This is a genomic window from Aliiroseovarius sp. CAU 1755, from assembly GCF_054482655.1.
This window is the reverse complement of sequence record NZ_JBTLRH010000002.1, coordinates 613880-627559: the sequence shown is the minus strand read 5'-3', so window position 1 is coordinate 627559 and position 13680 is coordinate 613880. Positions and strand designations below refer to the sequence as shown.

15 protein-coding genes are annotated in these 13680 nt (G+C 59.3%); 8 read left to right on the top strand and 7 right to left on the bottom strand.

Features of this window, described 5'->3' with window-relative positions; all coding sequences use genetic code 11:
* Positions 1-83: 83 nt before the first annotated feature.
* Together ACXYMP_RS10140 and trxB are read right to left on the bottom strand one after the other, a co-directional pair.
* Positions 84-524 (bottom strand): RES family NAD+ phosphorylase, encoded by a 441-nt coding sequence (locus tag ACXYMP_RS10140; protein ID WP_298565021.1) that lies wholly within the window; start codon positions 522-524, stop codon positions 84-86.
* On the bottom strand, positions 521-1462 hold the full coding sequence (gene trxB, locus ACXYMP_RS10135) for a thioredoxin-disulfide reductase (RefSeq protein ID WP_298565024.1): 942 nt from the start codon (positions 1460-1462) through the stop codon (positions 521-523). The genes ACXYMP_RS10140 and trxB overlap by 4 nt, the downstream gene beginning before the upstream one ends.
* A 266-nt stretch (positions 1463-1728) precedes the next feature.
* On the opposite strand from trxB, the gene ACXYMP_RS10130 reads away from it, so the two are divergent.
* Positions 1729-2229 carry an Lrp/AsnC family transcriptional regulator gene (locus tag ACXYMP_RS10130; RefSeq protein ID WP_298565026.1) on the top strand — a complete coding sequence of 167 codons (501 nt, stop codon included), beginning with the start codon at positions 1729-1731 and terminating at the stop codon, positions 2227-2229.
* Between the two features lie 475 nt (positions 2230-2704).
* On the opposite strand, the gene pgeF is transcribed toward ACXYMP_RS10130, so the two are convergent.
* Genes pgeF through lgt form a run of 3 tightly spaced genes read right to left on the bottom strand, consistent with a single transcriptional unit; the run spans position 2705 to position 5453 of the window.
* On the bottom strand, positions 2705-3463 hold the full coding sequence (pgeF, locus tag ACXYMP_RS10125) for a peptidoglycan editing factor PgeF (protein ID WP_458906063.1): 759 nt from the start codon (positions 3461-3463) through the stop codon (positions 2705-2707).
* Positions 3460-4548 carry a class I SAM-dependent methyltransferase gene (locus ACXYMP_RS10120; protein ID WP_458906061.1) on the bottom strand — a complete coding sequence of 363 codons (1089 nt, stop codon included), beginning with the start codon at positions 4546-4548 and terminating at the stop codon, positions 3460-3462. The genes pgeF and ACXYMP_RS10120 overlap by 4 nt, the downstream gene beginning before the upstream one ends.
* Positions 4545-5453 (bottom strand): prolipoprotein diacylglyceryl transferase, encoded by a 909-nt coding sequence (lgt, locus tag ACXYMP_RS10115; protein ID WP_458906059.1) that lies wholly within the window; start codon positions 5451-5453, stop codon positions 4545-4547. Before lgt ends, ACXYMP_RS10120 begins: the two co-directional genes overlap by 4 nt.
* 92 nt (positions 5454-5545) lie before the next feature.
* Between lgt and ACXYMP_RS10110 the strand changes: the two genes are divergently transcribed.
* Positions 5546-5794: an accessory factor UbiK family protein gene (locus ACXYMP_RS10110; RefSeq protein ID WP_298565037.1), complete on the top strand. Its 249-nt coding sequence runs from the start codon at positions 5546-5548 to the stop codon at positions 5792-5794.
* 102 nt (positions 5795-5896) lie between these two features.
* Here ACXYMP_RS10110 and ACXYMP_RS10105 read toward each other — a convergent pair whose 3' ends face one another.
* Positions 5897-6685 (bottom strand): SseB family protein, encoded by a 789-nt coding sequence (locus ACXYMP_RS10105; RefSeq protein ID WP_298565040.1) that lies wholly within the window; start codon positions 6683-6685, stop codon positions 5897-5899.
* Entirely contained in the window at positions 6685-7317 is a 633-nt protein-coding gene (locus ACXYMP_RS10100) for a uracil-DNA glycosylase family protein (RefSeq protein WP_298565043.1), read from the bottom strand. The genes ACXYMP_RS10105 and ACXYMP_RS10100 overlap by 1 nt, the downstream gene beginning before the upstream one ends.
* A 96-nt stretch (positions 7318-7413) precedes the next feature.
* Between ACXYMP_RS10100 and ACXYMP_RS10095 the strand changes: the two genes are divergently transcribed.
* The 6 genes from ACXYMP_RS10095 to kdsA all read left to right on the top strand — a co-directional run bounded on the left by ACXYMP_RS10095 (position 7414) and on the right by kdsA (position 13680).
* On the top strand, positions 7414-7755 hold the full coding sequence (locus ACXYMP_RS10095; protein WP_298565046.1) for an ArsR/SmtB family transcription factor: 342 nt from the start codon (positions 7414-7416) through the stop codon (positions 7753-7755).
* Positions 7748-8797: a permease gene (locus ACXYMP_RS10090; protein WP_458906056.1), complete on the top strand. Its 1050-nt coding sequence runs from the start codon at positions 7748-7750 to the stop codon at positions 8795-8797. The genes ACXYMP_RS10095 and ACXYMP_RS10090 overlap by 8 nt, the downstream gene beginning before the upstream one ends.
* A gap of 151 nt (positions 8798-8948) precedes the next feature.
* The gene (locus ACXYMP_RS10085) at positions 8949-10247 is read left to right on the top strand and encodes a Na+/H+ antiporter NhaA (protein WP_458906054.1); all 1299 of its coding nucleotides are present in this window, start codon (positions 8949-8951) and stop codon (positions 10245-10247) included.
* Between the two features lie 209 nt (positions 10248-10456).
* Complete coding sequence (locus tag ACXYMP_RS10080; protein ID WP_298565055.1) at positions 10457-11116, top strand: ABC transporter ATP-binding protein; 660 nt, start codon at positions 10457-10459, stop codon at positions 11114-11116.
* Complete coding sequence (locus ACXYMP_RS10075) at positions 11094-12845, top strand: capsule biosynthesis protein (RefSeq protein ID WP_458906051.1); 1752 nt, start codon at positions 11094-11096, stop codon at positions 12843-12845. The genes ACXYMP_RS10080 and ACXYMP_RS10075 overlap by 23 nt, the downstream gene beginning before the upstream one ends.
* 1 nt (position 12846) lies before the next feature.
* Complete coding sequence (gene kdsA / locus ACXYMP_RS10070; protein WP_298566137.1) at positions 12847-13680, top strand: 3-deoxy-8-phosphooctulonate synthase; 834 nt, start codon at positions 12847-12849, stop codon at positions 13678-13680.

Genomic DNA, 13680 nt, shown 5'->3' with positions numbered 1-13680 from the left:
TGGTTTACGGCAAACGCAAAGCAGAAACATGCGAATGCACGTGAAATTGCCGACCGTGGCTCAAGAGCAACGCGGCGGGGTGGCTAGGGAAACGGGATCGACTGCCCGGCCAAGCGCACCGCATCCGGGGCGGTTGTAAACAGGGTCAGATGAGTCAAGTCCGGGCGGGACCGCGAGGAATACATCAAGGCTTGCGCGCCATCTGCGCGGGCTTGATCCGAAAATGCCCACGTCGGCGCGGGATGACCCGCAGCCCGACTGTCTTGCCAAACCGCCGAGGCTGCTGACTGCCCACGAATGTCCACAACACGTTCAAGTGTGACCTCAAGCGGCACGATGTGGCGCGGCGCGTCATCAGGAGTCAGATAGCGCTTGATCGCGACGCCGCACCCTTCCGCTGAAAGCGATGTATAGATGGCCATTTGGCCAGAATGGTGAAAGCGCCCTTCGGGGGATTGCACCGGCGATGTCGCATCCTGATCAGTGAAGATCAGGCGATAGACACTGCCGGTGTAAGATATCATTCCTGTTCGGCGAGGAAATGTTCGGCTTCAAGCGCCGCCATACAGCCCATACCCGCCGAAGTCACGGCCTGTCGATATTTGTGGTCGGTCAGGTCACCTGCCGCAAACACCCCGGGGATCGACGTCGCGGTCGAGTCCGGTTTGGTTACAACGTAGCCGCCCATATGCGTTTCCAGTGCGTCTTTCACCAGTTCGTTCGCGGGCGCGTGTCCGATTGCGATAAAGACGCCTTTGGCCGGAATTTCGGTGATCTCACCCGTGGCCACGTGCTTGACGCGCACGCCGGTGACACCCAGCGGATTTTCGTCGCCGATGACCTCTTCGAGTGTGTGATCCCACAGCGGCACGATCTTTTCGTTCTTCATCAGCCGGTTGATCAAGATCTTCTCGGCGCGCAGTTCGTCGCGGCGATGGACCAGTGTCACTTTCGATGCAAAGTTGGTCAGAAACAGGGCCTCTTCGACCGCGGTGTTGCCGCCGCCGATGACGACGATTTCCTGCCCGCGATAGAAAAATCCGTCGCAGGTGGCGCAGGCCGAAACGCCGAAGCCCTTGAATTTCTCTTCGCTGTCCAGCCCAAGCCATTTGGCGCGCGCGCCGGTGGCCAAGATGACTGCGTCGGCCTTGTAGATCGTGCCGCTGTCACCGGTCGCGGTGAAGGGTCGTTCGGACAGGTCAAGGTCGGTGATCAGGTCGCCGATGATTTCGGTACCGACCGCTTTGGCGTGGGCCTCCATCTTGACCATCAGGTCGGGGCCTTGGATTTCGGTCTCACCGGGCCAGTTTTCGACCTCGGTCGTGGTGGTCAGCTGCCCGCCGGGCTCCATACCTTGCACAAGGATGGGCTCCAACATGGCGCGGCTGGCATAGACGGCGGCTGTGTATCCGGCAGGGCCGGAGCCGATGATCAGGACTTTGGTGCGACGTGGCTCGGACATGGAAACTTCCTTGAGTATACTGGTTCACACCGCATATAAGCCCGCCCGACGCCGGTGGAAAGCCCATCCAAGCCACGTTCGCAATGCGGTGTTGGCGTCCGGGGTCTGGTCACGTTGAAATGATGTTGCGTCTGCGCGAAATATTGTTGCGCATTTGGTGGCCTCAGGGTAACCTCTGCGCAATTTCCAATCGGAAAACCACTGAAAAGCTATCGGCCTCCTCGCTCATTGGGGGTCACAGATCATACGCCTTGGAAGGTTCATCCATGTCCGCAAGCAAACTTGACCCGATTGACCGCATGATTCTTGCCGAGCTTCAGGCAGATGGCCGAATGACCAACGTGGAATTGGCCAAACGGGTTGGAATTTCCGCCCCGCCCTGCCTGCGACGTGTGCGCACGTTGGAAGAGCAAGGCCTGATCCGTGGCTATCATGCCGATGTCAACGCGCGCGCGCTTGGTTTCGAGGTGCAGGTCTTTGCCATGGTGGGGCTGGTCAGCCAAGCCGAGGCCGACCTGACCGCCTTTGAGGGGCAGTGCCGAAACTGGTCGCTGGTTCGTGAATGTCACATGCTGAATGGCGAAGTGGATTTCATTCTGAAATGCGTCGCGCCGGACCTGTCCACCTTCCAATCCTTCCTGACCGAACAATTGACTGCGGCCGAGAATGTAGCCTCTGTTAAAACGTCACTGGTTATCCGTGGTGCAAAAGACGAACCGGGCGTGCCATTTGACGTGCTGGAAGCCCGAATGGGTGAAACACCCTAACACCCGACCTTTCAAACCGTTTGCAAGACACAAAAAAAGCCGCCCGAAGGCGGCTTTTTCGTTGGTTCATGGCAGGCTACAGGGCTGGAAAGGGGGGAAGGGAAAAGCCCGGAACTTACCTTGAACCGTATAAAACTCTACTATTATGCGACGTGCATGGTGCGGGATTGGCGCATTGCGCGGGTATGGGGCAGGGCCGAAACATCTGTTTCAGCGTCAATGATCCATTTCATCCAGCGGCGTTTGATAGACATGCCAACCTCGTCCGATTGCGGTCCTGAAGACCAATTCTTGTTCGTCTGGGTATAAGCTAGATCGCGATTGGGGCATGGGTTTGGCACTGGTAAGAAACTTCAGGTTTCCGACATTCAGGGTGTGGTTTGGGCGAATTCCCCAGTCATTCATAGTCCTTTTCGCGCTTGAGGCGGGTGTCCTCTGCGCCACAATGCGGCGCGAATGTGGCGAGGTCTTGGGGTCAGAGCCGGATCGCTGAAATGAGGCGGCCATAATCAGGTTCGTTGCCATGACAGCTTCGGCGATAGGAATAGAATCGCTCCGGGTCGGAATACGTGCAGTAACGCACCCACTCCGCGTGCCGAACACCTGCCGCGCGCAAACAGTGAAGTCCAAAGCCGGGAAGGTCGAACATGGCACGGTCTTCCTTGCCTTGCGCAAAGAAGCGACTGTAATCCGGGTTCTGGCCCATGAAGTCCTCAAGAAACTCCGGACCGACTTCATAGGCGCGTTGGCTGATTGTTGGGCCGATGATTGCCGTGATTGCCGCGCGTTGCGCGCCAAGCGCCTCCATCGCGTCGATTGTTGCTTCCAGGACGCCACCAAGTGCGCCTTTCCAACCTGCATGTGCCGCGCCAATGACGCCGGCTTCGAGGTCAGCAAACAGCACGGGTTGGCAATCTGCGGTCAGGATGGTCAGCGCGACCCCCGGCGTGGCGGTGACAATTGCGTCAGCAATTGGTTTGTCGCCCTCGATCGGTCCATCCACAGTCACAACATCGGGTGAGTGCACCTGATGGACACCGCAAAGATGGGTTTGTTCCACCTTCATGGCGTCGGCAACGCGCGCGCGGTTGATCGCCACCAGTTCAGTCTGGTCCTGACTGCCGGAACCACAGTTCAACCCGGCATATACCCCGGAGGATGCGCCACCTTTGCGGGTGAAAAAGCCATGCATCAGCGGGGCAAGGGCGTCAGAGGTGATGATTTCAAGGGTCATGCGAGGCCGGAGTGAGAAAGGTTGCGGGTCAGACCGGGCAGATCGGGCGCGTCGGCGCGAGTCAGGCCCAGCACTTTGAAGAGCGTCCCCATTTCATCGGGATGCGTCAAGCGCCTGTGCGCAGCGATATGAGTCGCCAGCGTATCGCCGCTGAGGCGATCGGCAAGGGCTTGAGCACGCGGGGTGATACCCAGACGCTCCAGAAAAAGGCCTTGCGGGGTCAACAGGTGCGGCACCAGCGGGTCGGCCGCCCGGACCAAGGCCTCGAAATCCACATGTGCTGTCAGATCAGCCTCACCGGGGGTGGCCAAAGGATCCACGTATTCATGCGACGCCATTGCCTGCAACGTGTCACCGACAGAACGCCAGTCACCATAATCCACGATCAATGCCGCGCCGCCATGGGTGTCGATCCGCTCTGCAAGCAAAGCCATGATGCCGGTGGCTGCAGGACAGAGTTCGACGGTGTCGCCGTCGCGGGTGTCCTCTAACCTGAAGGTCAGCTCATCGACGGGCATGGGGTCGGTCAACCCCATCGTCAGCTTGTTGTCTTGATATCCAATCTGGCGTTCGCGCCAGCCCGCGCCATCGCGCTGGTATTGTCGGATTGGCAAGGCGTCAAAAAACTCGTTCGCCACAAGGAACAAGGGCGCATCAGGCAGCGTCGCGACGGTGTCGTGGTGCACCAGCTTGCGTGGCGCAAGGGCTTTGCTTTGGAGGCTGCGCAGCACGGGTGATGTTTCGACCAAATGCAGGTTTGCCGCCGCATGAAACCCGGGCACGGCGGTCGTTGCGCGCAGGATATCTGCCATCAGCGTGCCGCGACCGGGGCCAAGCTCTGCCAGCGTGAAGGATGCTGGTGCGCCTTGATCCATCCAGGCTTGCGCCAGCGCCAGGCCCAGCATCTCGCCGAACATCTGGCTGATCTCGGGGGCGGTGGTGAAGTCGCCGGCCACGCCCAGCGGGTCGCGGGTGGCGTAATAGCCGTGGTCAGGATGCATGAGGCATTCGGCCATATAATCGGCCACGGACATCGGGCCGGTCGCCGCAATCCGGCGGGCCAATATCTGGGCGAGCGGGGTCATCCGGTGGAGGCCTTCGGCGCGCGCCGCGCGGCCCAGATCAAGGTCACTAAGCCGACGGCGATCATCGGCAGCGTCAAGGTCTGGCCCATGGTCAGCCCCCAGTCACCGACCCTGATGACGTGGCCCCACGGGTTGTCGGGTGTGATAAATTGCGCATCCGCCTGCCGGAAGAACTCGACCGTGAACCGCGCCAACCCGTAGCCAAGAAAAAACAGCCCTGTCAGCATACCGGGGCGCTTCAGCCAGCCGCGCCCGAAGGCAAGCACGAGCAGGATAGCGGCCAGCAGTAAACCTTCCAGAGCGGCCTCGTAAAGCTGGCTGGGATGACGCGCGCAGGCGCCCAGTGCGAAATCCCATTGGGGGCAATCCTGCGCGGCCTCACCGGGGAAGATCACGGCCCATGGTGCCGTCGAAGGGCGGCCCCAAAGCTCGGCGTTGATGAAATTTGTCAGCCGCACCAGCCCGATACCGATCGGGGCTGCGATGGCAAGCAGGTCAGCCAGTTGCGCCAGGGCAATCTGGTGTTTGCGGGCAAACAGCCAAGTGATGGTCACGATTCCCAAGAAACCGCCGTGAAAGGCCATGCCGCCCATCCAGACCTTCGGAATATCCAGCGGGTTGGCGATGAAATAAGCGGGTTCATAGAACAGCACATACCCCAGTCGGCCACCCACGATGATGCCGATGATCGCCCAGGTCGCAAGATCTTCCAACTGCGCGCGCGTCATGGGGGGCTCATCGCGCCACAACGCCGCGTTGGAAATGGCGCGGGCGATCACCCACCACCCCACCGCGATGCCGACAAGATATCCGAGCGCATACCAGCGCAATGCAAAGGTGAAGCTGCCAATCTCGACCGAGAAGATCTCGGGCGAGATGGCGGGAAAGGGGATCGCCAAAAACATGGGGCATTCCTGACCTTGTCCGGTGGGACAAGTCAACCTTGTCTCTGCGGGTTCAAATGCGCATATAGGGTCCAGCAAGCGAGGAGATGCCGATGCAGACGCGCAACAAGATTTTGGATGATATGTCGCAACTGATGACCAACGCCATGGGTGTGGCTCAGGGCGCCAAGGACGAAGCTGAAACCGCGATGAAAAGCTGGATGGACCGCTGGTTGGCGGACCGCGATTTCGTCACCCGCGAGGAATTTGACGCCGTGCGCGCCATGGCCCAGAAGGCGCGCGAGGAAAATGAGGCGCTGAAAGCTCGACTGGATGCGCTTGAGAAGAAAAAGAAAAGCTGATCCGCTGTCCCGGCGCGCACGGGGTTGGACCTCGTGTAGCCGTTGTCTGACGTGCCCGCCTTGACAGGGCCGTGGTGGCTGCGGATTGGTCTGTCAAAGACCCTATCGCAAGATCGGTGGCTTTTGCGGATCAGAGCCAGGCGCAACGGGCGCGAGACGTTGAGGTTGCTCAGGCGCGGGCAGGTCAAAGCGCAGCCCGATCGCGGCCAGCTTGCCGGCCACCTGCGCGTTTCCTTCGAAGAACCCCACATCCATTTGCCCTGCATCAAGACCCGAGAACGTGAGCGCCTCGTTTGCGGCGCCTGCCAGGGCGTTTTGTGCGCCCTCGACCGGATCAATGAAGCCCAGAAGGTGCCCTTTGCGCCCGTCTGAATAGGTCACGCAGGCCAGGCAGGCATGGCTTGCCAGCCCGCCCGCCGTCGCCAGCTTCGCATCCAGCGCCGTGATCAACGCTTCGGGAACAGAAGGGGGATGAAGCTCTGCGATGCGCGCTTCGATCTGTTCCGGCCCTGTCTTCAGCGTGTCAGACAGCCATTCCATAGCCTCGGCCGGGATCAGGATCGACGACGGCGCGACCCCAAGGTTCACGCCAAGTCCGATCCCTTGTCCGGCCAGCATCCCGGCGATTACCCGTCCGGGCAAAGCGGCATACGGGGCAGGGCTGCCCACGAAGTCCGCCAGCCGATCCTCGCGGTCAAACACCAGCACATATTTGGCGTCGTCAAGGTCGAACAGGTCTGGTTCGATATCGTCGCCCGTGGGCTCTTTGGTCAGCAGCAGGAACAATTCACCGTCAGCGAGCCGTTCATAGAACCGAAGTCGGGCAGCGTCGCTTGTCAGGTCGTCCTGCATGGCGGCATGCGCGTCATCAAGGCGTGTTGTGTCGGTCATCATGTGCCTTTGTCTGTTTGTGGCCGTTCGTTCTTTGGCGCGGGTCCTTGGCCCAGTTCCTCGGCGATGCGCGCGCGCAAGGTGGGCAGCAGGTCGGTCTCGAACCACGGATTTTTCTTCAACCATCCCGTATTGCGCCAAGACGGATGAGGCAAGGGAAACAGGCGCGGCGCATGATCGCGCCATGCCTTCACCGCATCTGTGACGCTTTGCTTGCGGTCAAGGTGGCGGGCCTGTGCGTGCCCGCCGATGATCAGGGTCAGCGGTGTCTGCGCAAGGGCGCGATCCACGCGATCCGCCCATGTCGTGGCGCAAATCTTTGGGGGTGGCAGGTCCGACCCGGCGGCGTTGTAGCCCGGAAAGCAGAACGCCATTGGGGTGATTGCGATATGGGTCTGATCATAAAAGATCGATCGTTCCACGCCCATCCAGTCACGCAACCGATCTCCTGACGGGTCATCGAAAGGCTTGCCGGACCGATGCACGCGCAACCCCGGCGCCTGCCCTATGATGCGTATGCGTGCGTCAGACTGGAACCAGACCACGGGGCGCGGCGTATGGGCGGTTTCGGTCTTGGCAAACCTGTCCGCGCATAAACGGCAGGCCGCGATGTCGCGTTGCAGCTCCTTCATGGGGTGAGTTTAGGGGGGAGACATCGAGCGGGCAATATTTCGGTGAATGTAGAAATATATCTTGTGTGGCGTGAACTCTTCGATATTACTAGAAATATGAAACACGAATCTCTTGAATCAATCAATGTCGATATCGCGGCCTCGCAGTTCGCAGCGCTTGGATCTGAACACCGCCTGTCAGTGTTGCGCACATTGGTCCGTGCCGGGCCAGAAGGGCTGTCCATCGGCGCGCTGGGCGAACGCTGTGGCGTCACGGGATCGACCTTGACCCACCATATGAAAATCCTCGCGGCTGCCGGTTTGGTGACGCAGGAAAAGCAAGGCCGTAGCATCATTTGCGCGGCTGCCGAATACGAGGTCATGCGCGCACTGTCAGACTATCTTCTGTCAGAATGCTGCGCTGATTGCCCGGAAGGAAAGGGCCACGATCATGGCTGACACGACACATTCGCCCACACCCGCCAAAGGTTGGAAGATCGACAAAGCCTGGGTGGCTATTGTGCTGATCCCGCTGGTGCTTGCGGTCTTTGAACCGGCCGAGGTTTGGCCAATGATCACGTTCGCGCTGACCGCTCTGATGCACACGGCACCCTTCATTTTGTTCGCGATCCTTGCCGTGGCATATCTGAAATCAACTGGCGCTGAGAACCTTTTGGCGCGTGCTTTTGCGGGGCGCGAAGTGCGGATGATCGTTTTGGCGGCGCTCGCGGGTGGATTGTCGCCGTTCTGTTCGTGCGAGGTGATCCCGTTCATTGCAGCCTTGCTGGCCGTCGGAGCACCCTTGTCGGCTGTGATGGCGTTCTGGTTGTCTTCGCCCCTGATGGACCCTGCCATGTTTGCGATCACCGCGGGCACATTGGGCACAGGCTTTGCCGTCGCCAAAACGATTGCCGCGGTGTCCATTGGCCTGTTCGGCGGGTTCACGGTAAAAGCGATGGCAAAAACAGTTCTGTTTTCTGACCCTTTGAAAAATACGCCGGCCAAGGCCTGCTGCGCATCGTCAGGCTGTGGTGCGGGTTCCGCCGCCGACGTTTATGCTGGCGAGGTGAAATGGCGGTTCTGGCAACAGGCAGATCGTCGCACGACATTCCGCGATACCGCGTTCGAGAACCTTATGTTCTTGGGCAAATGGCTGCTACTGGCCTATATGATCGAAGCCTTGATGCTGCGGTTTATCCCGGCTGATATGGTCGCTCAGGTTCTGGGCGGCAGCGGTATCGGACCGATCTTGTTGGCCGCCATTGTCGGTGCGCCTGCGTATCTGAACGGCTATGCCGCCGTGCCGATGGTGGCAGCCTTGCTTGAACAGGGCATGTCGAACGGTGCAGCGATGTCCTTTGTGATCGCGGGCGGGGTCAGCTGTATTCCTGCAGCGGTCGCGGTTTGGGCCTTGGTCAAACCCCGCGTGTTTGCGGCCTATCTTGGATTGGCCGTTATCGGAGCGATTGTTGCCGGGCTAAGTTGGGGCGCTATCGCCTGAGGCCTGCTCTGTCGCAAGTTCGTGCCTAGCCATTGTTGTTTGCGCCCGGCTGCAGTATCTCCAACACTCAAAGAACCAGTTGGCCGCGTCCTTGTCGTTACGGGCAAGGACGCGACCCGTTTGCAGCAATGGCAAATAGACGGGACATTTCATGTATCGCGTGTGGAATTTCATCACGGCCTACTCGATCCTTCTGATCAGCGGTGCGGTGATTGCCTTGGTCTGGGCCAATACCAACCCGGACTCCTACCACCTAATCGTAGAGTATCCCTTGTTGTTCAACGGCTGGATCGGTGTGGATGTCGGCCATTGGGAACGCGCGCTGGGCGACGCCGTCCATCACTTTGAATACGGTGATTTCGAACGGGTTTTGACGTTTCACTATCTTATCAACGACATGCTGATGGCGTTGTTCTTTGCGATTGCGGGCAAAGAGGTATGGGAAGCCGTGATCCTTGAAAACGGATCGTTGCGTGGCAAAAAGGCGGCAACGCCGTTGGTGGCGACGGCTGGTGGCATGCTGGGGCCAATCGTGGTCTATCTGGGTATCGCCTATTTCCTCGGATCGACCACCTTTGATGCGGTGTCGCGTGGATGGGCCATTCCGACAGCGACCGATATTGCGTTCAGCTATCTGGTGGGCCGAATAGTGTTTGGGGCAGGCCACCCTGCTGTGCGCTTTCTTTTGCTGTTGGCGATTGCGGATGACGCGGTGGGTTTGATCATTATTGCGATTTTCTACCCTTCGGGCGAATTGGCGCCGGTCTGGCTTTTGCTCTCGATCGTCGCTGCTGCATCGGCCTTTTTGCTGTTCAACTGGCTACCGCGATATCTGGATCGCGGTGACCAATTGCGGTCTCGTTCAACATGGGTGCGCAAGAAACTTGGCTGGATGCCATATGCGATCGCGGGCTGTCTGAGCTGGTTCGGATTTGCACAAGCCGGTATTCACCCGGCCTTGGGCCTGTTGCCGATCATTCCCGCGATCCCTCATGCCGACCGCGCCTTCGGCTTGTTTGCCGAGGCCGAGAAATATCTGACCGACACGCTCAACCAGATGGAGCATACCCTGGCGATCCCCGTCAATGTCGTGCTGTTCTTCTTCGGCCTTCTGAATGCCGGGGTGGAGTTCAGTGCCATCTCTGAGGCGACGTGGCTTGTCTTTGCCGGCCTGATCATCGGTAAACCGCTGGGTATCTTTTTAATGGGGTGGCTTGCGGCCTATCCCATGGGGCTGGGATTGCCTGCTGGGATGCGCACGCGTGACTTGGTGGTCATCGGCTTTGTCGCCGCCATCGGCTTTACCGTCTCGCTGTTCGTAGCCTCGGCGGCCTTTGTGCCCGGACCCGTTCTCGATGCGGCCAAGATGGGTGCCTTGTTCAGTTTCGCGGCGGTGTTCCTGTCCGTTTCTGCGGGTAAGTTGCTGAAGGTTGAAAAGCAAAACGGCTGATTTCCATGTGGCCCCGAAGGCGCTGGTGTCAGTTCCATGCGCCTGTCGCTGATTGCCTGCCAATCGCGCGCAAGGGTTCGTCAGCCACTGTTATACGTTGTCATTTTCGGTGAAATTCCGACATAATGCTGCCCAAGTGGGACGTTATAGGCCTACGTTAACGAAGCTCTGATAAGAGCGGAGAGGCGAAAGCAGTGCCGGAGCGTCGAATGCTCGAGTTCAAAAATGTCAGCAAGTCCTTTTGGACGGGGAAACAGCGCAAAGTCATTCTGGACAATGCGTCGTTTCGCGTTGAGTTGGGCAATTCGCTGGGCATCCTGGCGCCCAATGGGACGGGCAAGACGACGCTGATCAACATGATGGCGGGGCTTGAAAAACCAGACGAGGGCGAGATTGTGCGCAGCTGTCGCATTTCTTTCCCTTTGGGGTTCATGGGCGGTGTAAGCGGTCGCCTGTCCGCGAAAGAAAACGCGCGGTATATCGCCAAGCTTTATGGCCTTGACCCGGACTATATCGAGGCATTTACCCGCTGGCTCTGCGGGCTTGAGGAATACTATGATTTCCCGGTCGCCACCTATAGCAGCGGCATGCGGTCGCGTTTTACCTTTTCTTTGCTGCTGGCGCTGGACTTCGATATCTACCTTATCGACGAAGGCATGCCGCAGACCACGGATGTCGAATTCAACCGCAAGGCCGGTGATGTGCTTCAGGAACGGCTAAAGGGCGCTACTGTCATCGTCGTATCCCACCAGGCGCAGACTCTGGAAAAATTCTGTCACTCCGCCGCCGTTCTGCGCGACGGTCAGTTCAAAATGTTTGACACTTTGGAAGAAGCGAAACAGCTTTATGACTACCAAACCCAAGGCTAAGAAGTATCGCATCGGCCGGACCGGTCAAGCTGCGACGGAGCGCCCCGCGACGGGTGATGCGATGCAACCAGATGCGGTGGCAGACGAGGGTCGCACCGGACCCGACCAGGCGAGCATCGCTAATGCGTCCGGCGATCCTGCTGGCACACGCGCTTCCCCCAAGGTGGGCGGGGCAGGGCCAGCCGCGCGACCGCTCAATCCGTTGGAGGCTGCCGCCCAAGCGCCACACGAAGATGGGTTCCCGAAAGAAGGCTTCAAGGGCACGCAAGGCGCGGGCACCCTGGCGGAGGACGACCTGACCCCCGAACAAGCGGTCGAAGCAATCCGCAAGGAGGGTCTGACCGGTCGCCAGTTGCGCATGGCGCGTCGGGTCGCCCAAAAGCACGGGTTGGCGACCACCTCGGATTTTGACGCCGTTTATCAATTGCGGCGTGCCGGAATCGACCCGTTCCAGCGGGCCAACATGTTGGATTTGGTCGGACCGGCCGCCGATGGGTCCGGAGATGCGGATCAGTCTGTTCACCTTCCCCAGACCGTCGTGCCGCCGCAGCTACCGGCCAATCATGTCTATGATGAAGCAGATCGTGCGCGGTCGGTCTTGGAAATTCAGAAAGACATTGCGCGCCGCCGCCGCCGCAAGTTGCGGATGCTTGTGGTCCGGCTGGCCTTTTTCGTTTTTCTGCCCACGATTATCGCGGGTTACTATTATTACAATGTCGCAACCCCGATGTATGCGACGAAGACCGAGTTCGTCATTCAAAAAGCCGATGGCGCGGGTGGCGGTGGTCTTGGCAGCTTGTTTGCCGGATCAGGTCTGGCGACGTCCCAAGACAGCACCACGGTTCAAAGCTACCTGACCTCGCGCGATGCGATGCTGCGTTTGGATCAGGATGTCGGCTACAAGGCCGTGTTCTCGGACCCCGAGATCGACGCGGTTCAGCGGCTTGAAGACAATGCCTCGAACGAGGCGGCGTATAAACTTTACAAAAAGAACGTGAAGATCGGCTTCGATCCGACCGAGGGCATCGTCAAAATGGAAATTGTGGCGCCAACGCCAGCGGCCAGTGCGCAGTTTTCAGAGCGTTTGATCGCCTATGCCGAAGAACGCGTGGACAATCTGACGCAACGCTTGCGCGAAGACCAGATGAAGGGCTCGCGCGAAAGCTACGAAGAAGCCGAGCTTGAAATGTTCGCCGCGCAGGCAGAGGTTTTGCGCCTGCAAGAAAAGATGGGCGTTTTTGACGCAGCATCGGATGCGTCGTCGCTGATGAGCCAAATCAATGCCTTTGAGGTTCAGGTTCAGGAAAAGCACTTGGCCTTGCGGCAACTTCTGGACAACAGTCGCCCCAACAAGGCCCGTGTTGACGGGGTCCGCGGCGATATCGAACGGCTGGAAACATTGATCGGCCAGTTGCGGGCCAAGTTGACCGAAGCGGGTGGCGAAAACGGATCATTGGCGTCAATCAGTGGCCAGTTGCGCATTGCCCAGACCAATTTGGAAACGCGCACGCTTTTGATGCAGCAGGCCCTTCAACAGCTGGAAACAGCACGGATCGAGGCCAACAAGCAGACCCGGTATCTAGAGCTTGGCGTACGGCCTGTCGCGCCGGATGAACCCACGTATCCGCGCGCCTTTGAGAATACCATGCTGGCGTTTCTGATCTTTTCAGGCATCTATCTGATGGTGTCGATTACGGTGTCGATCCTGCGTGAACAGGTCTCGTCCTGATATGGGGCGGGTGGTTGTCGGATCGGTTGAGATTGGCAATGATCTGCCGTTGACCATCATCGCAGGCCCGTGTCAGCTGGAGGGCAGCGATCATGCCCTGCGGATTGCGGACAAGATGGCCTCGATCTGCGCGCGTGCCGGTGTGGGCTATGTCTTCAAAGCGTCGTTTGACAAGGCAAACCGGACATCGCTTGATGCGCCCCGTGGTCCGGGTCTTGATGCAGGGCTCAGGATGTTGGCCGAGGTCCGCGCACAAATAGGCGCGCCCGTTCTGACGGATGTGCATCAGCCCGAACATTGCGCGGCCGTGGCCGAAGTCGCAGATATCCTGCAAATCCCGGCCTTCTTGTGTCGCCAAACCGACCTTTTGGTTGCGGCAGCGCGAACGGGGCGTGCCGTCAACATCAAGAAAGGCCAGTTCCTTGCCCCTTGGGACATGGCGCATGCCGTGGGCAAAGTGACCGGGTCCGGCAATGATCAGGTGATATTGACCGAGAGGGGAAGCGCGTTTGGTTACAACACGCTAGTGACGGATATGCGGGCGTTGCCGCAGATGGCGGCGCTTGGGCACCCTGTCGTGATGGATGCGACCCATGCGGTGCAGATGCCGGGGGGGCAGGGCAGCACCTCTGGTGGGCAAAGGCAATTCGCCCCGGTGTTGGCGCGCGCAGCGGTTTCGACGGGGATCGCAGGCGTGTTCATCGAAACGCACCCCGATCCCGACAATGCCCCATCAGATGGCCCGAATATGATTCCGCTTGAGCAGATGGCGCAACTGGTCGATGACCTCGCCGCTTTCGATGCCTTGGCAAAAACCCGGCCGCTACAGCGATGA